23 protein-coding genes and 1 pseudogene are annotated in these 20,650 nt (G+C 40.3%); 19 read left to right on the top strand and 5 right to left on the bottom strand.

What is annotated here, in order from left to right:
• Nucleotides 1-83: 83 nt before the first annotated feature.
• Together QWY16_RS19385 and QWY16_RS11230 are read right to left on the bottom strand one after the other, a co-directional pair.
• Nucleotides 84-245 (bottom strand): annotated as a pseudogene (locus QWY16_RS19385) (IS3 family transposase); the annotation flags it as partial.
• A gap of 12 nt (nt 246-257) precedes the next feature.
• Entirely contained in the window at nt 258-554 is a 297-nt protein-coding gene (locus QWY16_RS11230; protein ID WP_300989313.1) for a DDE-type integrase/transposase/recombinase, read from the bottom strand.
• Nucleotides 555-852: 298 nt separating this feature from the next.
• Between QWY16_RS11230 and QWY16_RS11225 the strand changes: the two genes are divergently transcribed.
• From QWY16_RS11225 to QWY16_RS11200, 6 genes are all read left to right on the top strand, one after another.
• Entirely contained in the window at nt 853-1,053 is a 201-nt protein-coding gene (locus tag QWY16_RS11225; protein ID WP_300989312.1) for a hypothetical protein, read from the top strand.
• 18 nt (nt 1,054-1,071) lie between these two features.
• The gene (locus QWY16_RS11220; RefSeq protein ID WP_300989311.1) at nt 1,072-1,404 is read left to right on the top strand and encodes a hypothetical protein; all 333 of its coding nucleotides are present in this window, start codon (nt 1,072-1,074) and stop codon (nt 1,402-1,404) included.
• A 92-nt stretch (nt 1,405-1,496) separates the two neighbouring features.
• Entirely contained in the window at nt 1,497-1,754 is a 258-nt protein-coding gene (locus tag QWY16_RS11215; RefSeq protein ID WP_300989310.1) for a DUF1871 family protein, read from the top strand.
• Between the two features lie 100 nt (nt 1,755-1,854).
• A complete protein-coding gene (locus tag QWY16_RS11210) occupies nt 1,855-2,319 on the top strand; it encodes a hypothetical protein (RefSeq protein ID WP_300989309.1) in 465 nt (154 codons plus the stop codon).
• Between the two features lie 66 nt (nt 2,320-2,385).
• The gene (locus QWY16_RS11205) at nt 2,386-2,952 is read left to right on the top strand and encodes a hypothetical protein (RefSeq protein ID WP_300989308.1); all 567 of its coding nucleotides are present in this window, start codon (nt 2,386-2,388) and stop codon (nt 2,950-2,952) included.
• A 109-nt stretch (nt 2,953-3,061) separates the two neighbouring features.
• Nucleotides 3,062-3,493, top strand: coding sequence for an SMI1/KNR4 family protein (locus tag QWY16_RS11200; RefSeq protein ID WP_300989307.1), 432 nt, complete (start codon nt 3,062-3,064; stop codon nt 3,491-3,493).
• Between the two features lie 99 nt (nt 3,494-3,592).
• On the opposite strand, the gene QWY16_RS11195 is transcribed toward QWY16_RS11200, so the two are convergent.
• Nucleotides 3,593-3,844 carry a hypothetical protein gene (locus tag QWY16_RS11195; RefSeq protein ID WP_300989306.1) on the bottom strand — a complete coding sequence of 84 codons (252 nt, stop codon included), beginning with the start codon at nt 3,842-3,844 and terminating at the stop codon, nt 3,593-3,595.
• Between the two features lie 783 nt (nt 3,845-4,627).
• On the opposite strand from QWY16_RS11195, the gene QWY16_RS11190 reads away from it, so the two are divergent.
• From QWY16_RS11190 to QWY16_RS11155, 8 genes are all read left to right on the top strand, one after another.
• Nucleotides 4,628-4,879, top strand: coding sequence for a hypothetical protein (locus QWY16_RS11190; protein WP_300989305.1), 252 nt, complete (start codon nt 4,628-4,630; stop codon nt 4,877-4,879).
• A 414-nt stretch (nt 4,880-5,293) separates the two neighbouring features.
• Nucleotides 5,294-5,989 (top strand): hypothetical protein, encoded by a 696-nt coding sequence (locus QWY16_RS11185; RefSeq protein WP_300989304.1) that lies wholly within the window; start codon nt 5,294-5,296, stop codon nt 5,987-5,989.
• Nucleotides 5,990-6,032: 43 nt separating this feature from the next.
• Nucleotides 6,033-6,518, top strand: coding sequence for a hypothetical protein (locus QWY16_RS11180; RefSeq protein WP_300989303.1), 486 nt, complete (start codon nt 6,033-6,035; stop codon nt 6,516-6,518).
• Between the two features lie 134 nt (nt 6,519-6,652).
• Nucleotides 6,653-7,138: a GNAT family N-acetyltransferase gene (locus tag QWY16_RS11175; RefSeq protein WP_300989302.1), complete on the top strand. Its 486-nt coding sequence runs from the start codon at nt 6,653-6,655 to the stop codon at nt 7,136-7,138.
• A 256-nt stretch (nt 7,139-7,394) separates the two neighbouring features.
• A complete protein-coding gene (locus tag QWY16_RS11170; RefSeq protein WP_300989301.1) occupies nt 7,395-7,700 on the top strand; it encodes a hypothetical protein in 306 nt (101 codons plus the stop codon).
• 317 nt (nt 7,701-8,017) lie between these two features.
• Nucleotides 8,018-8,386 (top strand): hypothetical protein, encoded by a 369-nt coding sequence (locus QWY16_RS11165; RefSeq protein ID WP_300989300.1) that lies wholly within the window; start codon nt 8,018-8,020, stop codon nt 8,384-8,386.
• 554 nt (nt 8,387-8,940) lie between these two features.
• Complete coding sequence (locus QWY16_RS11160; RefSeq protein ID WP_300989299.1) at nt 8,941-9,678, top strand: GntR family transcriptional regulator; 738 nt, start codon at nt 8,941-8,943, stop codon at nt 9,676-9,678.
• Between the two features lie 170 nt (nt 9,679-9,848).
• Nucleotides 9,849-11,012, top strand: coding sequence for a mandelate racemase/muconate lactonizing enzyme family protein (locus QWY16_RS11155; protein ID WP_300989298.1), 1,164 nt, complete (start codon nt 9,849-9,851; stop codon nt 11,010-11,012).
• A 338-nt stretch (nt 11,013-11,350) separates the two neighbouring features.
• Here the strand turns inward: QWY16_RS11155 and QWY16_RS11150 are convergent, their stop codons facing one another.
• A complete protein-coding gene (locus QWY16_RS11150; protein WP_300989297.1) occupies nt 11,351-11,914 on the bottom strand; it encodes a cysteine hydrolase family protein in 564 nt (187 codons plus the stop codon).
• 119 nt (nt 11,915-12,033) lie between these two features.
• Between QWY16_RS11150 and QWY16_RS11145 the strand changes: the two genes are divergently transcribed.
• On the top strand, nt 12,034-12,477 hold the full coding sequence (locus tag QWY16_RS11145; RefSeq protein ID WP_300989296.1) for an Lrp/AsnC family transcriptional regulator: 444 nt from the start codon (nt 12,034-12,036) through the stop codon (nt 12,475-12,477).
• A gap of 347 nt (nt 12,478-12,824) precedes the next feature.
• On the opposite strand, the gene QWY16_RS11140 is transcribed toward QWY16_RS11145, so the two are convergent.
• Nucleotides 12,825-13,160, bottom strand: coding sequence for a winged helix-turn-helix transcriptional regulator (locus QWY16_RS11140; protein ID WP_300989295.1), 336 nt, complete (start codon nt 13,158-13,160; stop codon nt 12,825-12,827).
• A 641-nt stretch (nt 13,161-13,801) separates the two neighbouring features.
• Between QWY16_RS11140 and QWY16_RS11135 the strand changes: the two genes are divergently transcribed.
• The 4 genes from QWY16_RS11135 (at nt 13,802) to QWY16_RS11120 (ending at nt 20,551) form a co-directional block, all read left to right on the top strand.
• Nucleotides 13,802-14,566, top strand: coding sequence for an MBL fold metallo-hydrolase (locus QWY16_RS11135; protein WP_300993415.1), 765 nt, complete (start codon nt 13,802-13,804; stop codon nt 14,564-14,566).
• A gap of 98 nt (nt 14,567-14,664) precedes the next feature.
• Nucleotides 14,665-15,663, top strand: a complete 999-nt coding sequence (locus tag QWY16_RS11130; RefSeq protein ID WP_300993412.1) for an LLM class flavin-dependent oxidoreductase — start codon at nt 14,665-14,667, stop codon at nt 15,661-15,663.
• A 520-nt stretch (nt 15,664-16,183) separates the two neighbouring features.
• Nucleotides 16,184-17,257, top strand: a complete 1,074-nt coding sequence (locus tag QWY16_RS11125; RefSeq protein ID WP_300989294.1) for an NAD(P)-dependent alcohol dehydrogenase — start codon at nt 16,184-16,186, stop codon at nt 17,255-17,257.
• A gap of 1,245 nt (nt 17,258-18,502) precedes the next feature.
• Entirely contained in the window at nt 18,503-20,551 is a 2,049-nt protein-coding gene (locus QWY16_RS11120) for a copper-translocating P-type ATPase (protein WP_436837184.1), read from the top strand.
• Nucleotides 20,552-20,650 lie beyond the last annotated feature (99 nt).

Here is a 20,650-nt window from a genome sequence, read left to right as displayed (position 1 = left end):
GGTGTTTAAAGTTAAAGTTTTAAAAAAAGAAAGCTTGGCATATAGACTGACATAGCGATTTGAGACACATATAAAACACCTCTTTAGGCTGCTTGCGCCCCAAATTCTTGGGGCGTCAGGTAGCCTAATTTTTCTAGGATCCGGTCTTCGTTGTAGTAACGTATGTATACATTCACTTTCTCCACGACTTGGATATTGTGCATCGAATTGAATTTGACGTACTGGAATTCCTCCGATTTGATATTGGAATGGAACGATTAGATGACCGCATTGTCCCAGCAGTTGTCGCGCCGCGACATGCTGCTGACCAAGTGGCTCTTCTTGACCAATTCCTGGTACGCGGTATACACACCCCCTTGGTCAGAATGGACGATGACCCCTTCAGGGTTCTCCCGCAACGCCAGCGCTTCTTTCAACGTATCGGTGACCAGCGGCGTCTGCTGGTGATTGTACATCTTGTACGCGACAATTTCGTTGTTGAACAAGTCCATGATCGTCGACAGGTACATCGACGAGCTCCCGTATTGGATATAGGTGAGATATCCGTCACCCATTTCTGGTTCGGCGCATAATCGGTGAAATTGCGCGCTCAAAGATTCAGTGTGATAAAACGCCCGACTTTATACGGATAGCGAATACATAGCGATTAAAGGCATCATAGCCGCAGTACATAGTGGTAAAAAATCGCTTGAAGAGGCTGTTGTAGAGGCATCTGTGGCTTTGAAAAAGAATGTCTCTGTAGCGCCACGCAAGCGCGGTAGCGACGACATAGCAGTTGCTACGCTAGAAGAAGTCAAACAGCTGAGAATTCAGCTACAGTAACAAGAAGAGCGTCAAAAAGAACGGGATATCATGTTTGTGGAAGTTTTGGAGGAAATGCAGCAGAAAATCGATCGGATGGAAGCGCAACAGAAGCAATTACTTGCACCAGTACCGAACGAACCCGAGTTAGAGGCGCCAGAATCGCCCTCACAGCCGGAAGAAAGCGAACCTAAAACGGTAACGCCTAAAAAAGATACACGAAACCTATGGGTCAGGACCTGGAACAAATAAATGGCAGGGGTGTTCAGTATGGAATGGAATTGGAATAAGACCAGCATTAATCTTCCCTATTCCTATGAAAATCTTAAGACTCTTTTAAATGCAGTTTGCAAGAGAGAAAATTTATTTCCTCAAGTTGATTTTTGCATGTGGTGCGATAATTTAACGCTGGCTTGGGAAGATGAAGATTTAGATGAGCAAGACGAATTAGCTTTTGTTATTGCAAGAGATATTGAGTGTCAATGGGAATTGCATTGGTATGAGTTTTATTCTCATGAAAAGCTAATGAAGATGGACCTCTCCAAGTTAGAATTACCTCCCGATTGGTTTAAAGGATGGGTAGCTGAGTTAGACGGAAAATAACCAACAAAGACTAGGTTTTGAATGTAACTTATGTGCAGTTAAGTTACATTCGGACGACATTGTAAATACTCAAATATAAAGGAGGGATAGGTGTGGACGAGTATCATTTAATTAAAAGAGTAATTAACGAATGGGATCCTATGGGTTTACTGGATATGGGAGAGCCACATGATGCATATTCCCTTGAAATAAAAGAAGTTTTAAAAACTTTAAATTATATGCAATCTACCGAAGAACTTACATTGGGAATCCGACAAATATTTATATACTTTTTTGGTCAGGAATTCGAAGAATATTTTGCAGTTGAGAAATGCTACCCATTTGCTTTAGAAATATGGGGAAATCGTTAAAAATTTATGTTCTGCTTTTTTACCTTAATATGAATGTAACTTATTGTGAATTAAGTTACATTCAAAAACCGAGAAACTGAAAGCTTAGAAGGGACGAAAGATGAGCCTAGAACATGAATTTTTCTTAGTGCCCAATACAGTGGCTTATTCAGAGTTGATGAAGCGCAATGAACAAAATATAGACATTATTGACTCTATAGATATACCAGACGATTTGATTCAATACATAGCCGATTCTTTGAACTGGATTCCGTGTAAAAATCCAGCGATATCGATGACGAAAGAAGGCATAGGAATAAATTATTATGGGGTGACCCTTTTTGATCAAACGTCAGCAGCAACTATGAAAAACATCATTAAGGCATGGCACTCTTTATTTACGAATTCCCCTGAAAAGCTGGAACTGACTGGGGAATTCGTGCATTCTTCCAACAAAAAAATGTTAGGCGGACGTGAACGTCTAGTATTTTCTAGAAATGATGTGCTCGAATTATTGAAAAGGCTGCTGTCTATGATTGAGAGATTGGAAGAAGAGAACCTCTATCTTTACCATTTGGGAATATGAAAAACGAATGTAACTTATTACTAATTAAGTTACATTCACTTATAAGTCTAAGTAGGAGGTAAGGAATTGAAAAAACAATATTTTGTCCAACATCCCGACCCTAGTATATTAAATGATTTTTCCCTTCCAAAAGATATATTTCAATCAGTTGAAGTAGGAATTAGGGACATGGAACCTGATTTCCTTTTTACGTTGGCCCAGAATATGTTCGCCTTTCCTGTTTTTTTTGCGTTGGACTTTGTGATGCTTGAGCACGTAGAAAAGATTATTATGGAAAGGAATATGCCTTTCTATAGATTTGATTCTGATGGTTTTATTGTCAAAATTGATTCAGTTGACATCTTAGCAGTAATTTGCGAAAGCACGGTTGAATTGGCTTCAAATGGAATGAGAATCTTTATTTTCTTTGGGGAAGGCCTTTCTGAAGCGGATTTAGTTCCAACCAAGAAATGGGGGGGACCTACGGAATTTAGAAACCTCGATTTTGGAAAGGTCGAAACATTTATTGATGTACAGGAGGTCGGTCTTACTGTATTCACGAAGAATGAAAAATACAATACACCTCGAAAAGTCACGCACTGCATATCGGAAGATTATGCGCTTGATCTAATGAGTAGTGACCTTGAATCCTGAAAATATTTACGGTATTAGCAGCACTTGGTTTTATTCCAGTTTGAATGTAACTTATTAGCAAGTAAGTTACATTCAGATTGGCAGCTAGATTAAAAACGGGGGTTAAATTATGCAAGAGATTATCAAGCTGTTGGAGACAAATAAAAAGGGTGTAGAGGAGGCAGCAATAAGAGAAACGGAACAAAAGTTAAACGTATGTTTCCCGGATCAGTATGTTCAATTGTTTAAATTGGCTAACGGTCCCGAGGTAGGGGAATGGAGTTTATTCCCCATCAAAGATTCTAAGAATCTAAAAAAGACATGGGACGATGTAGTCAGACAAAACAAGGAAGTTTTAACTGATGTAATTTCTGAAGATCTTATTGCGATCGCTGGGAATGGGACTGGCGATTACTTGTGCCTGAAAGTAGAAGGTGGAAAAGCAGATGATCCAATTTTTTTATGGCTTCATGAAACAGATGAAACGGAACAGCTAGCTCCTACTTTAAAAGATTTTATTATCATCGCTCAGGAAGAACTAGAAGATTTTGACGAAGATTGACTGTAACTTATTGCTAACTATGTTACGTTCAATAGCTTTGTTTTAAAGACTTTGAACAGGAACTAGAGAAAGTAAACTATCAAAGGAAGTTCAGCGCTATCATTCTCTAATAATATATACATCCCATCCATTTTCCTGAATCTCTTCTTTTGAAGGATTCACTACCAAATGCTCTTCACTGACCTCTTTAGTCTTTATATTAGATTGAGCATGCAGCGGATGGTCCCACTCGTTTTCGCACTCTGCACACATTACAGTAAATTGATTTGTAACTTTATCTTTTACGATGGTTACCCAACCTTGACCACAAATCTTGCACCAATCAACTTTAAAATCATATGTTTCATTCAATTTGACTATCCCTCCAAAAACATTCTAATTGGGGTTTTATTTTTAACTAATTATACTTTAAGAGTGTAGTCAATATGCTAGTCTATAATTTTAAACTAGTTTACATATTACGATTTACCAGAAGGGAAGAAGCCAGATGAGCTTTTCTCTTCTTTTGGATTGGATAAGTGTACTTTTACGAACGCTTCATTAGTAGACTAAGCTTATTCATACAAAATGAAATCTCACAATAACCAGAAGCCACCAGTTCAAGAACCCGTTAACTAATCCAGTTAGGAAGGATATTCCAGTGCTTCTATCGAATCTACTTCTAAACTTCCTTTAGAAAAGATCCTTAAGTTAAGTTATGGACATCCGCAATGAAATTATCTTCACGGTTAGACCCTTGCAACTATTTATATAACTTTTATAAGACAACCTAGTTTTCGAGGAGGGGGACGATGAAAAAAAAGGCTTTGGAAAAAAACGACCAAGGACTGGGACTGGTATGCCGTCAAGACCTTGTATGAATGCCTCATTTCAGAAGAGCCAGATCCAGAAATGAGGAATGAAAATTCCACCGATGACCATAAAATGTTTGAGGAAAGCATCCTTCTCATTAAGGCCCCTTCTATATGATCTGGCTAATGCCTTTGGTGAACAGGAAGCCAGAAAGCAGCATGACTACTTGAATCCCTACCGAAGGTGGAATGGAAATGATGTATAAAGTTATTAAAGCTCAGATTAGCTCAGATTAAGACTGCATTGTGAGACTAACTATAGGTAATAGAAAGGAGAAAAAATATGGCAGGAGAAATAATTGGCTTTATCGCTGTTATACTTATGTGCTTTTCTTGTGCTTTATTCGCAATCTTTGTCTTGAAAAAGAAAGAGTTCGTAGAAACGGAGAAGTACAGGGTTTTTAAAAATACCTTATTCCTCCCTCCACTTGTGAATTATTGGATAATTAAACTTTTTTTGCTTCTTGGAGGAATTTTTTTAGGAGGCTATTTAACTTACGTACTTTTTTATCAAATTTCAGAAGGCATAATCTAAATATATAGTTTAAGACAGTAAAAGGTGCAGATTTAACCTGCTCCTTTTATTCTTTTTTTAATTATGTCATATATCGGTTCTTTTTAGTTGATCACTAAGTTTACATATCCCGACTTATCAGAAGCCCCACCATTTGGACATGGGGTGAAGTCGAAAAAGGAAGAGCTGTGCAGTACGATCAGCGCAGCTCTTCCTTTTCTCTGGTCTCTGCTGGTTGCGGAAAGTTCATTAGTCGAATGTTCTGGTTCTTGAGTTTGTTCCCTGGTATATTTAGGAAAAGAAGGCGAATGGCCTTTTCATGCAATAATAAAACCTGGACGCCCCGGACTTCCACCCACTTACCGGTTTCGAAGAACCGTGAGGATGGAGCGACCTGGTCCTAAGCAATGGAACCGATTGGAAAGGAGGAAGGATATGAAGCATGTATCGGGCGGCTATTACATCATTGACCCCTGCCCACGGCCTGAAGGTATGGATGAGACCCTCGTCCCGCCAATTATCCTGTCGTTAAGTGAGTACTTCTGCAAGTTCCATCCGGATACGGTGTTTGTGACCTATAATGTTTCCGTTGCCGGAAAACGAAGGTATGCGCGGCAATTGGGATTGCCGGAAACGGACTATGCGGCGATCGAAAAATGGGTCGAGGATAGGTTTGCCGAAGGGCTGTTCACCTATTCCCAAGTGTTTATGACGCTGGCCACCGCCCGGGATTTCTGCGCACGATTTCTCACGCATGTGCCGGAGCCTCTGCTGGTCGGCATCGGGTTGCCGGAAGAGCTGGTCCAATACTTTCTCACCTATGAAGGGACGCTGGTGAAGCCGGACAAAGAGCGGTACGGCTTCGAGAAGCTGCTGCTCAACGGCATCGAAGTGGAAAAAACAGGTGCCACATTGCTGGGGTATGAACTATTAGCGTTCGAGTATGGCGCATTTATTACCTATCTGTTTAATGGACAGGAAAGGGAGTATGACGAGCACTTTGATTTCAAGCTGAATGAGCATGGGCTCATCCCTTCGTTGGAAGAAGCGATGCGCTACGCAAAATACAGCAACGACGAATCGGAGGAATACTTTTGGCTGCCTTGGGCGATATTCAGCTATTCCAGGTAAAGGCTGCGGCTGCACTTAACAAGAATGGGAGGGAAGATTGAGGATGAACTCTGTGCGTGTCACCAAGTACAATCCGCAAAAACGGGATGCGAATGGCCACTACACCTTAGTGGAGGAATGGATTGGCATGTCCGATGTCGGAAAGTTGTACCAAGGCCAGATTTTCACGATGGAGCAATACCTGGTGACCGAAGAAAAATACATCCAAGCTGTGGAAGTGCTCATAAAAAAAACTGGGGTCAATCATCTGAAGCTGGTGGACCTGGAAAACTATTCACATGAAACCGCATTAAACTTGTCCGAAGGCAAGACCATTCCCATCAGTTTGGTTAGGGAGTTAATTAAGATGATTCTCAGAGGAGTGGTCTGGGGGAGACTGGTTGCCAAAAATCAGTTTGAGGTCCATTTTGGCTACGATTACTATATGTATTTTGTGGGAGAAAGCCTGACAGATGAGATTATAGAAGAACTAAAAAGAATCGAAGGTTTGTATGTGGAAAGTTTTCAATCTCCTTATCTCGATCAATGAAGTAGAAGTATCAATGCAAAGACAGCCGATGCTTTGAAGGATCGAATGTAACAAAAGTGCAGTTAAGTTACATTCAGAAATATGGACATAAAGAACATAGGATTCACAAAAAGGAATTGAAAAGAGGGATATTTGTGGAATTTTTAGTTCGAAGAATGCAAGAAGGAGATATTAAACAAGTACAAGATATTGCAAAAAAAACTTGGAATTCTACTTACGAAGGGATAATTCCTTTAGATGTTCAAGAGAACTTTTTAAGTTCTGCATACAATGACAATAGAATGCAGCAACGTATGGAGAAATCGATTGTTCTTGTAGCCAATATTTCTGAAAAAGTTGTTGGTTTCGCTAATTTTTCTCGAGTAAATGACGATGGAATAGTCGGGTTAGCTGCTATCTATATTTATCCTGAATATCAAGGGCTAGGAATAGGTTCAGCATTGTTAGAGCAAGGCATCAAAGAATTAGATGGAGTGAAAGAAATTTTTGTGGAGGTTGAAAAGGAAAATCTGTCAGGGGTAAAATTTTACGAAGCAAAAGCATTTGAAGCTGTTAGAGAGTTTGATGATAATTTCGATGGACACATACTGAAAACAATAGAAATGGTTTTAAAAATATAAAAGATTAACCTTAAAGATTAAAAGGTTTTTTAAGAACAGAGATTTTTAAGGCTCTATTAATGGATTTGAATGTAACATAATGTGAATTAAGTTACATTCAAAACTGCCAGTAAAGTAGAATCATTTTATTAATCAATTCTCTTTGAATGGAAACTTTTGTAAGCCCCAGTCGTTGTTATTAATATCAATGGCAGGGGTTTTTGTGGCTGCTAGAAACCACTGAGAAACCTAGTTTGCTGGAAAGGAGGAAAAGAAAATGGATGTCTTTGAACCGTTATATATTTTCGGATTTTTGCTTATATTAGGGCTAATCTATATACCTGTTTTGCTTTATACGCTCTTCAAATTCAAATTAAATATAATTGGACTTATTTTCATTATTTTATCAATCGGCAGTTATTTTTTACTTGGAACTTATATGGTTGGCGCTGGTTATTATTCGGATGAAGAATCGACAGCGATGTTATTTGGGTATGGATTTCTCGAATTGACGCTTCTGACCTACCCTTATATCTTTGTAGTATTAGCTGTTTTACTCGGAAAAAAAGGGGAACGTTTCTAAGGTTGCCAGCTGGCTTCCAAGAAATTTTCTACTTCAACGAATGTAACTTATTAGCAAGTAAGTTACATTCAAGAGCCCGGCACCATTGACTTCTATCAAAAATTAAAAGAAATGAATTTATTAGAAAAAATGATGCATTCAAAAGGTTGATTTTACTGGGCTCGATTTTTCTTGTCGATGACTTTTTCTTTTTATTGCATTCCTTTTGATAATTTCTTACACAAGGAATATAAATTTATAAAGACAAATCACCTCAAAAAAATGTATGCTCAAGAAAAATACTTGTCGCCATTTAAGGTCAAAAAGGGAGCATGACGATGAAAAAGAAGCTTTTGATCGGATTATTAATTGTCAGTTTAGCCATTAATTTATTTCTGTTGGGGGATTGGCTGTTATTTCAACCTACAGAGGAAGAAGAAATCGCATTAAGCGAAATGGTGCAAAAAACAGTGGGAAGTGCCGATTACCAAGGGATTGCAGCTCGGGAAACTGTTATTGCGATCGACCCATGGATAGAGAAATCAAAAGGAGGCGCGTTCCCCTACTACTTCGGCGTAAATGTTTATACGGATAAACAAACCCATATTTTCGCTTGTACAGATACGGCATGTTCGGCCATGGAAAGCGCTGGAACCATGTATTCCATTTACCAAGACGAAGACCCACGCCTGCCCTTTGATCAATAAGAAGTCTTGAAAGAGGTGCAAACCATGCGAAATAAGCAGGATGAAATCAAAGACGTGCAACCGATCCAGTCCTTGGGAAAAATTAAGGACATGAAATGGAGTTTGAAGCGTAATAAGAGAAAGTAAGTTTGCTAGAAAAAATAGTACATTCAAGAAGCTGTTCCGTAAAATTAAAAAATCGGTATTTCAAGCGGAGACAAGTTTACATATAAGGATTTATCAGAAGCTGCACAAATAGAAGGGAGGGAAGAGGCTGATCAAAGCTTATCTTCTCTCTTTTTGTGTGCAATAGCGTATGTTACGAATGGTTTTGCAGTTCTAGAAGTCTGTAACGTTCAATCCAACGAAGAAATGCCGTCGGAGAACTTGCAGAAATAGTTGCAGTGGAAGTTCACTCTTTGATGCTAGAGAAGATTTCACCTCCAAAATTTTTTTTAATAAAGCGTTATATTACAGTATAGGAGTTACATGTAAAACCGCGCTCATTTAGGTTGAAATCTGATATAATTCATTTAATATCGGCGACTTTAATAAATTGAAATTTGGTGAATCCCATGAAAGAAAAAGATAAACGAAGCAGCGATAACACTGTTTTAAAGAAAACCTTATTGCGATATAAAGAAGAAGCAAATGAGGATCGTTTGCCGCAACAGGCTTATATAATTATTCAAAAAGCGATCCTGAATCTACAGCTTCAACCTAATGAGTCTTTTTTAGAACGTGAAATTATCGAAATGTTGGAAATGAGCCGTACCCCTGTTCGCGAAGCCTTAATTCGATTGGAGATGGATCGCTGGATTAGGTTAATTCCTCGAAAAGGGTTTAGTGTTGAACCCATCATAAAAGAAAATATTGAGCAAATTTGTCAAATTGCTGAAGCGCTTGATGGAGTCGCAGCTGAGTTAGCCACATTAAATATTGACGAAGAGCATCTCGAAATTCTGGATGCCCTTATTGCGAGTCAAGAAAATCATCTGAATGAAAATAATTTAAAGGCTTATTTGGATGTCGATAATCAATTTCATAATTTAATCGTTGAGTACTCCCAGAATGAACGGCTGAAAAATATAATGGATAGTCATTCTGATCAATTGTATCGGGCTAGGTTGTTTACCATTAATGAGCGAAAGCTTCCTGTTCGGTCCATTAAGGAACATCGGGCAATAGTAGCTGCCATGCGAGCCCAAGATAGCAAAGCAGCCCAACTCCTGATGCATTCCCACAGGCATCGAGGAGGACAAGAAATCTTAGGGATTATCGAAAGCAAGCCAACGAATAAGATGAAAAAATAGTGTAAGACGTTTCTTAACAAGAAGCGTCTTTTTTATATGCAGAGAAATTTAAAAAATTTATTATTGAGCTATTTATGTTATTTTAATTAATTAAAAGCTTTATATTGACATTAATAAATTTATTAATTATGCTGTAGACAAATGAAATATACGAAATGGGAGGTTTTAAGATGAAAATAATTGATATCAAAGAAAAAGCAGTACCTATTAAATCGAGTATCAGCAATGCTTATATTGATTTCTCAAAAATGAATGTTTCTGTCGTAGCAATCGTCACGGATGTGTTTAAAAACGGCAAACGGGTGGTAGGATATGGGTTCAATTCAAATGGGCGGTATGCTCCAAGTGGGCTGCTTCACGAACGATTTATCCCTCGTTTATTAGAAGCGGAAACAAATGATATTCTAAATGATGAGGGATCAAATTTTGATCCGCATAAGATTTGGGATATTTTAATGACGGGTGAAAAACCAGGCGGCCACGGGGAAAGGTCGGTTGCGGTAGGAACTCTTGATATGGCCGTTTGGGATGCTGTTGCAAAAATAGAAGAGAAGCCTCTTTATCAACTGCTGGCCGAACGCTACGGGGATGGAAAGCCGGACGATAAAGTATTTGTATACGCGGCAGGCGGCTATTATCAGCCAGGAAAAGACGATAAAATGCTTCAAGAAGAAATGAGAGGCTATCTGAACCTAGGGTATTCAGTTGTGAAAATGAAAATCGGGAACGGTTTAGAAGAAGATCTTCGAAGAATCGAAGCCGTTCTGGAAGTAGTGCCATCTGGCCAATCTCTGGCGGTGGACGTAAACGGCCGATTTGATTTGGAGACAGCGATTAGATATGCAGAAAAGCTGGAGCCCTATAATTTGTTTTGGTATGAGGAAGTAGGAGATCCGTTGGATTATGAGCTTCAAGCGGAGCTTTCCAAGCATTATAAAAACCCGATGGCAACTGGGGAAAATTTGTTTTCCATGCAGGATGCTCGCAATCTCATTCGCTATGGAGGAATGAGGCCGGATCGGGATTATCTGCAATTTGACTGTGCATTGAGTTATGGACTTGTGGAGTATATGAGAATATTGGACATGTTAAAGGAACATGGGTGGTCTTCACGCCGCTGCATTCCGCATGGCGGGCATCAATTGTCGCTGAATATTGCAGCGGGATTGGGTTTAGGAGGGAATGAATCTTATCCCGGAATTTTTGAACCATTCGGTGGATTTGCCGATGATATTCCGGTTGAAAATGGGTATGTTGGTTTGCCTGACGTTCCAGGAATCGGTTTTGAAACAAAAGCACCGTTAATTAAATTGCTTCGTTCGGTGGCTGAATAATACATTAAAAAACAATGGTTTTTAAAATGAGCCCTAATTTTCGGGCAATTTTAAGAAAAAAGGACACTGAAGCTTTTGTTCCAATACGATGGCATCGACACGGTGATTTTATCACTGTGCCAGTGTCATCGTTTTTTAGTTTCACAGCTTTCGTGTTATAAAGGATCTGTAATCATCTAATTCATACCGGACAATTCTCTTTTTGTCTTTAAACGTTTATTTTACGGACTCTTATTAATTTTTTATTGCGCCCTCTCTTTGATTAGAATAGAAAAGGGAAAAAGAAAAATGGAAACTTGTAGAAAAACAAGTTTCCATTTATATTGAAATCAGCGTGTTTATAGGACGGCGGTTTTCTGTTGCAAGAAATCCTCGGTCGATGTTACTTCAGCATACATACCTTGAAGTGCGCCGACAAACGCATAATGAACCTGTTCTGCTGGAACGACTTTATCTTGATAAGCCAATTCTCTAGTCGCACAAGCATCTTCGATCAATGTCGTTTCGTATCCCAGATCAACAGCCGCTCGCACAGTGGCATCAATGCACATATGTGTCATCATACCTACCACTACTAACTTGGTTATTCCTTTTTCTTTTAATTGGCTTTCTAATTCCGTTTGTAAAAAGCTGTTCGCGAAATGTTTAATGATGAGGCTTTCGTTTTCTAATGGCAGAACCGCTTCATGTATTTCAGCACCTTCCGTGTTTGGAAGAAAGAATCCCATTGCGGGGTTGCTTGCAATATGCTGTACATGAAAAATATTTTCTTTGTGATTTTGTCTGAACCATTCAAGAACTTTAGCTGCATTGGCAGATGCGCTTTCAGGATTGCTTAACTCCATCTTTCCGTTTGGAAAATAGTCTTTTTGAATATCGACAATGATCAAAGCTGTGCTCATTTTTCCACCTCATTCATAAATTTTTCGTACAAAGTAATGATATACAAGTTCCCGGTTTTTATCGATAGGCTGATGAAGCATTTTTGCGTTAAATCATTTCACCATGAAAGGAATGCATTATGGAACTTAACAATATTGATTTTCAAATCCTTCACTTGCTGTCGGAAAACTCGCGTATTCAATGGAAAGACTTGGGGGAACAAATCCATATGACTGGACAGGCCGTTGGCAATCGCATCAAAAAACTGGAGGACAGCGGCGTCATCAAAGCTTATTCCTTGATTGTGGACGACATGAAGTTGGGGCTTTCTTATACCGCATTTGTCATTATATACATGAAAACTGCCAATCACGAGCAGTTCATCGATTTCCTTAATGGACGACAAGAAGTGATTGAAGCGCATCGGGTGTCGGGAGAAGGCTGTTACCATTTGAAGATCAAGGTGGCTTCCCAAGAACAATTAAATCTTTTTTTGAATGCCATTCTTGATTACGGGAATTATGCCTTGTACCTCTCCATAAAAGAAATCAAACAACGCAGCTCATTGATTGACAGCATTTAACTCCATGTGTTTTATTCAGAGGATTGGGCTTGGAAACCCTCACTTCGATTTCTTCTTTACACGATTTTCTTATAGGGGCATTTTTTAGTAAATACAAATTCCAAATTGAGCATTTTTTGCATAACCTTGCGATGTGCACCAAGGCAGCTGAACAAACCTGTTCGGCTGTCTTTTTAAAGTTAGCCATTTCCGAATAAAAATTACTGACTGGCACTATCAAAAAAGGCTGAGATTCTTGATCACACAAGAATTTCAGCCTTTTCTATTTTCAGTAGCTCCCCAAAATTCATGCAGTTTCAATGCTTGCAGATGTTGTTCGAACGCTTAGTGAGTCAATATTAATTTTTTTATTTCTCTTTATTGAACTCTCCCCATCGGCACATCTCTTGAATGATCGGCCAGAGCGTTTTCCCTTTCTCCGTAAGGCTGTATTCAACCTTTGGAGGAATTTGCGGATATTCCTCTCGATGTACTAAACCATCACTTTCCATTTCCTTCAATGTCGAACTAAGCGTCCTGTAAGTGATCTTGCCGATCATACGCTGCAGTTCGTTATAACGCACTGCATTGTTTTGCGACAAGTAATAAATAACCAGCAGTTTCCATTTTCCATTGATGATGGAAAGTGTATAGCCAAAGAAGGTTTCCTGGTTATCAGCCACATTGATTTTGGATGTTTTCATGTTTACACTATCCTTTCTGATAGTATATGCGAAAAAAGTGCATACTTGTTTATAGATTTGTACTCACTATATAATACATTTAACTTCGAGTAAAGCGTTGCAGCATTTTTAGACATGAAATTTCAGGCAGTCTGCATCTTGCGATTTCTTTTTAACATTCAACGGCGTCGAAAAAGGGATTAAATCGAAGTTCTATGGAGATTGAGGAGCCAGACAAGGAGGATAGGAAAAATGAGTTGATGCAACACTGCAAAGCTTTTATGGACATATTACTGGGAAATTGAAAAAGCTAATGCTGCTCCAGCTGACTGGCTTTAAATTATGACTGCTTCTTCAATAGCTGAAGAACAGTTGGCATACGTTCACAAATATTCGCCGTATACAAGGTTAGACCGCTAAAGAAACTGGAAAAGTGGTGCCATGACAACAGAAGAGTCAACTCGTATCATTCTGTTGTCAATCTTAATGAAAAAAGGCTATTAAATTTTAGAAAAGAGGATTTATCAATTATGAAGAAATTCAAAAAAACATCTATGCTGACAATGACAATGCTTTTGGCGAGTAGCATATTAGCTGCTTGTGGCAGCCCTCAGAATACTGAGCCAGTAGATAAGAAAAAAAACGTTTCTCAACAACAAGATATGACGATCCAGCAAATACGAAATGCTACAGTAACGGTAGAATATGGTGGTCAAAAGTTCTTGATCGATCCTATGTTTTCCAAAAAGGGTGCGTTTGAATCTTTCGGTCCTGCCGAGCGTGATGACCGGAATCCAATAGTTGAATTGCCGATGGCGGTTGAAGAAATTCTTGAAGGTGTAGACGCTGTTATTGTAACTCATACACACGAGGATCATTTTGATGACGCAGCAAAAGAACAGCTGCCTAAAGACATGAAGCTGTTTATGCAGGATGAAGCGGATGCTGAGATGGCCAAGGAATCAGGGTTCACGAATGTCGAAGTCATGGAAGAAGGAGTGGGCATAGGCTTTAACGATATTGAACTGACTGAAGTGGATGGCCGTCATGGATATGGAGAAATGGCAAAGGCCATGGGAAATGTGATGGGGCTTGTCTTCCAACATCCGGAAGAAAAAACTTTGTATCTAGCTGGTGATACTGTCTGGTATGAAGAAGTGCAAGAGAACATCGATGTCTATAAACCGGAAGTTATTATTCTAAACGGTGGCCAAAACCAATTTCTTGAAGGGGGCCCTCTGATTATGGGCAAAGAAGACATATACGAAGTATTTAAGGCTGCACCGGAAGCTGACATCGTTGTGAGCCATATGGAAGCAGTGAACCATTGGGGATTGTCCAGAGAAGAATTGAAGAACTTTATCAACGAAAAAGAAATGGAGTCTAATGTAGTGGTGCCGGATGACGGAGAAGCTTACTCCTATTAAGGGGAAGAGTGAAGGGGTGGAACCTTTTCGGCTGTAAGGAGAAGGCATTCGATCGGCATAGCACCGAAGCGAACAAAAATAATTTTAGAGGTGAAATGATGAAAAAATTTGATGTATCTGTTTTATCTGTTGCTCCATTAAGGCAAGGTGAAACCATGAAACAAGGGATTGATTCTGCGGTATCGTTAGCGAAAGCAGTCGATAAGATGGGCTATAAACGAATTTGGTTTGCGGAACACCATAACCACGATGCATATGCAAGTGCTGCTACCGTATCAATCATACAACATATATTGGCAAATACAGAAAACATCCGGGTAGGTTCCGGCGGGATTATGCTGCCGAACCATTCTCCGTTAGTCGTTGCAGAGCAATTCGGAACGCTTGAAACCTTGTACCCAAACCGTGTGGATTTAGCCATGGGCCGGGCACCGGGAACGGATCAAAAAACGGCCGATGTGATCCGCCGTTCCAATCATAATGGTGTGTTTTTCTTTGAACGGGAAGTCCGGGATATTTTGCGTTATTTAGGGGAAGAAGAAGCGCAAGGAGAGGTGCGAGCCTATCCAGGGATCGGGACGAATGTACCTGTTTTTGTGTTAGGTTCTTCAACGGGCTCAGCTAAAATCGCTGCAAATCTGGGTCTGCCTTATGCATTTGGCGCTCAATTTTCACCTGAGGCAATGGAGGAAGCGCTCGCGATTTACCGGGAAAACTTCCAGCCGTCTGCTTATTTACAAGAACCCTATGTGATCGCTGCCATTAATGTGATTGCAGCCGATTCCATGGAAGAGGCAGCTTTTATTTCCTCCAGCCATTTGCAAGTGTACATCGATATCTACACAAATAATTTAAGCCAATTGATCCCGCCGACCCAGGACTTTCTTGAATCGTTATCACAAGGTGAATTGGAAATTCTTCATCATCGATTGGGGTATACCATCATGGGAGATGCCGAAACGATTCGCCGTGAAGTGGTTAACTTCCAACAGGTCTATCAAGTGGATGAAATCATTGCTTTGTCCAATATCTATGACCCCAAAAAGGAAATTCGTTCCTATGAAATTTTCAAACAGGTGAGCGATGCCTTATTTTAATAAGGAGGAAGTAAAGTCCGGCTTGCTTGCCGATGATAAAACCTGTGAACCGAAATGGAGTTGTAACTGGCTTAGTAATTAATAAATAAAATCAACGTTATCTCATTAACAAAAAGTATAATCCATAAATAAGAAATGCACTCAGTCAGTAAGTAAAAGAAGATAAATTAGACGCTATAACTACTGTGAAGTTAATAATCCTTGGACTATTTTAAGGATAAACCGACGCGGCATCTACTTTATAAAAGTTTGAATATCGTGGTTTACGGGAAGAGAAGAAGCTGAAGCTGCTTCTTTTCTTTTTTTACTTGATTCTCGTGTTTCTGTGAATACTGTAAATAAAACAGAAATTCCGCTTTGTACCCAAACCACCTTTTGGTCAGAGAACAGGTAAGCGTAAATCAAAAGAACTGTATATCAGCAAGCTTCAGGCTTATGTAAGAACTAAGCATCAATCCATTTTTTTAAGAATTATTATAAGAAAACAGATACAAAATTTTTCAAAGGAGAGAATATACTTATGAAAATTAAAGCTGCAGTCACACCCGAAACGGGACAAGCTTTTGAAATCAAGGACGTTGAATTACCTGAACTTGGTTCGAAAGATGTTTTAATAAAAGTAACAGCATCCGGGATTTGCCATACGGATGTTTCAGGGAGAGACACAGGCATGGTTAATCCACCCGCAGTTCTTGGCCATGAAGGCGCTGGAATTGTTGAAGAAATCGGGTCTGAAGTTACGGAGCTTCAAAAAGGAGACCATGTGGTTGTGTCATTTGCCAGTTGCGGAGAATGCGATAATTGTTTAGCCAATCACCCTGCACATTGCCGATATTATGGCGACCTTAATTTAAATAGCCATATCGATCAAGATACCAATCAATTGGTTGCCAGATTCTTTGGGCAATCTTCATTTGCGACCTACTCACTCGTTAACCAACGAAATGTCGTCAAAATTGATAAGGACATGGACTTGGCTTTAGCGGCTCCGCTAGGTTGCGGCTTGCAAACAGGAGCCAGCTCTGTGTTAAATGTGCTGAAGCCTGAAGCCGGCAGTTCGATTGCGGTATTTGGCGTCGGAGCGGTTGGATTAAGTGGGATTATGGCTGCTAAAATTGCAGGCTGCAAACATATTATTGCAATTGATCTCCATGAGAACCGCTTGGAACTGGCTGAAGAGCTGGGTGCCACAGCTACGATAAAAAGTGGCAAAGGGGTAGATGTTGCCGAAAAGATAAAAGAAATCACTGGGACAGGCGTGCAGAGTGTACTTGATACGACTGGCGTAGATGTGGTAATCGAACAAGCCATCCTATCATTAGATACTTTTGGGAAAATAGTTACGGTCGTTACTGATTTTAATCTTTCTATCCCGTTGGAAGCTTTAGCCTTAAAAGGCGGCAGTATTACAGGAACCAGTCAAGGCGATGCAACTCCACAAAAATTCATTCCAGAAATGATTTCTTACTATAAGAATGGGCAATTTCCATATGACCGGATGGTAAAATTCTTTGAGTTTGATGAAATCAATAAGGCATTTGAAGAATCAGAGAACGGGTCCGTTATTAAACCGGTTCTAAAAATGAATCACTAAATTCCAAATGTACGAAATTGAAAAGTACCTTTTCGAGCAGTTTCAAGCTGTTCGAAAGGTGCTTTTTTAGTTATCTGATTGTAACCTTGACTTGAAATCAGAAAGGATTTGAAATATCTCAGAAATTTATAGAAATCACTAGCTGCGAAAATAAAGTATTTGATCTAGCAGGAAATGAAAGAAAAGACAGGGTGCCCAGCAATTTGACATTGCCTTTCTTTTTTTATTCCATTCTCCAGGGAAGAGATCGAACTAATCTAAATCTAGATTAGTTGTATGGCCTGTAACAACATTGCCGTATCCATTTCCCGACGGAACAAAGAGAAAGTGGGATTCAGACCTTGGAACATGAGTTTCAGTTAGGGCTGAACTGAAAGAACGAAGTGATTGAGAATGTCCAGGAGGACTTTGTTAAGGAATTGGGAAAGCTATTTCCTACGAGACACGGAGAAAGAGATTTCAGCAAATTGTCGTGTTTGCAGAAGATTTTTCTTTTTGTTAGAAAAGGTAAACATATCTCTTTACATACCTATGGGGGGTATTGTATATTGGGCTTGTGAAGTTGGTAAAGAAATGAAATCAAGATTGTCTTTTCCTCAACAAACCTTCCAGGTCATTAGTAGAAAAACGTTCTGAAGAAGAGCTTGCTGCCTGTGGTTCGGCTTTTGAACCATCATTATTTATAGAGAGAACCATCTTAAGGAGCACGGACTAAGAGAATAAAAACTTGTGATTCTGTCGGTACGCTTTGTGGATATTTTGCAATAAAAGCTGCGGAAATCCAGGAGAATCTGTTGAATAATCGAACAGGGGTATGGTTCGGTAAGTTTTTTTAACGCTTCATACCCCCTATATGTATATAAATAACCATTAATGGAGGCATCGGATTCGGAGCTAACTCATTGCCAGACAACTAATGCCCATTTCAAAATACATGAATGAAGTTGAGGGACTGGAATTGACCACTTTTCAACGGCTCTGCATTAAAATGCCCGTTGATAAACAAGAAGAGAATTTCGTTGATTTTATGCTTATTGTAATCGGAGTCTCCGTTGGACGCGAGGAGGTTCAAACATAAGATTGGCAGAACGGCGACAGGTCAATGAACCTATTGGTTATTGTCGTCGTTAAGAGGGCACGAAAGTAGGATATAAATGGCATAAGGAAGTAACTATATTGAAGGAGGCGGACTTTATGGCAAAGAATCAGAAAGATTATAATCATGAACAGGCAGATCACAGCAAGATGGATCATTCCAGACATATTGGGCATGGCTATCATGAAGCCCAAGTAAAAGAGGGCATTCATGACAACAGCAGTCCTTCCCAGAACCATCATCACCAAAATCATACGGAACATGACCACCATCAGCATCATGGGAACTTCAAAGAAATTTTTCTGAAGTCCCTGCCGCTGGGAATCATCATTTTGTTATTGTCCCCAATGATGGGCGTTAACCTTCCGTTTCAATTTACTTTTCTATACTCGGACATTGTAGTCGCTATATTGGCAACCATATTATTGGTTTATGGGGGGAAACCCTTCTATCAAGGTGCCATAGCCGAATTCAAGCAAAAAGCTCCGGGCATGATGGCCCTTATTTCTTTAGGGATATCCGTTTCATATTTGTATAGTATTTACGCAGTGTTGGCCCGCTATGCGACCGGCGAACACATCATGGATTTCTTCTTTGAATTCGCTTCCTTGCTCTTGATCATGCTCCTTGGCCACTGGATTGAAATGAAAGCGGTCGGAGAAGCAGGAGACGCGCAAAAATCACTCGCTGAATTAATGCCGAAAGATGCACATGTGGTATTGGGAGACGATTCGATTGAGACGCGTCCAGTAACCGAGTTGAAAGTCGGGGATATTGTGCGTGTTCAGGCCGGCGAAAATGTTCCTGCTGATGGCATCATCAAGCGAGGAGTTTCCCGGATCAATGAAGCCTTGCTGACAGGAGAATCGAAACCCGTTGAAAAAGGAATTGGAGACAAAGTAATCGGCGGTTCCACGAACGGTGAAGGCATCTTGTATCTTGAAGTGCAGGAAACGGGCGACCAATCGTTTCTTTCTCAAGTTCAAACCTTGATTGCCCAAGCTCAAAATCAGCCTTCGAGAGCTGAAAATTTAGCCCAAAAAGTAGCGGGCTGGCTATTTTATATCGCCATTGCGGCAGCCATTATCGCGTTTGGCGTTTGGCTGTATCTCGCGGATATCCAAACCGCGATTCTCTTTACGGTCACGACGCTGGTGATCGCATGTCCGCACGCTCTCGGCCTTGCTATTCCTTTAGTGATTGCACGGAGCACCAGTTTGGGTGCAAGTCGCGGGCTGTTGGTGAAAGACCGGGAAGCATTGGAACTGGCAAATAAGGCCAATGTGATGATCCTGGATAAAACAGGCACATTGACTACTGGGGAATTTAAAGTATTGAACATGGAAACACGGGATGACCAACATACCGAAGCTGAAATTGCGGCCCTTATGGCAGGGATTGAAGGCGGATCGAGCCACCCGATCGCCCAATCGATTATTCATTATGCGGAGAAACAGGGGATTCAGCCTGCCCGCTTTGATTCGATTGATGTCGTGCCGGGAGCCGGCGTGGAAGGAAACGCCAATGGCCGCAAATACGAATTGATCAGTCAAAAGGCATTTGGAAAAGATGTGGCGGTGGATGTTCCGAAAGGGGCCACATTAAGTATACTGGTTGAAGACGGGAAACCGATCGGTACGGTCGCATTAGGCGATGAATTAAAAGAAACGAGTAAAACTTTGATACAAGCATTGAAACAAAGCGATATACAACCGATTATGGCTACGGGTGACAATGAAACGGCCGCCCAAGGAGTGGCTGAGGAACTGGGCATTGAATACAGAGCCAATCAATCCCCGCAAGATAAATACGATTTGGTCGAATCACTGAAAAATAAAGGGCAAACCGTTATCATGGTCGGCGATGGCGTAAACGATGCACCGTCCCTTGCGATAGCAGACGTTGGTGTCGCAGTCGGAGCCGGAACTCAAGTCGCTATCGATTCTGCTGATGTGATTTTGACTCAATCGGATCCAGGCGATATAAAATCCTTTATCGAATTGGCAAGCAAAACAACTAGTAAAATGAAACAAAACCTCGTTTGGGGAGCGGGTTATAACTTTATTGCCATTCCCATAGCTGCGGGTGTTTTAGCTTCCATTGGGATTACGTTAGCTCCTGCAGCAGGAGCGGTCCTGATGTCCGTGTCCACTGTTATCGTGGCTATCAATGCTATGGCATTAAAACTAAACAATTAAATCTGTTTAATAGTCGTATATGAGAAGCGGGTCTTCCAGAAGTTGAACTTTCTTTAACCGTGGGGGCACGGTCTTGTAAGAGGCTAAAGTCAAACAGAG

This window comes from Planococcus shenhongbingii, from assembly GCF_030413635.1.
Classification (GTDB): domain Bacteria; phylum Bacillota; class Bacilli; order Bacillales_A; family Planococcaceae; genus Planococcus; species Planococcus shenhongbingii.
This window is presented reverse-complemented; position numbering and strand designations above follow the sequence as displayed.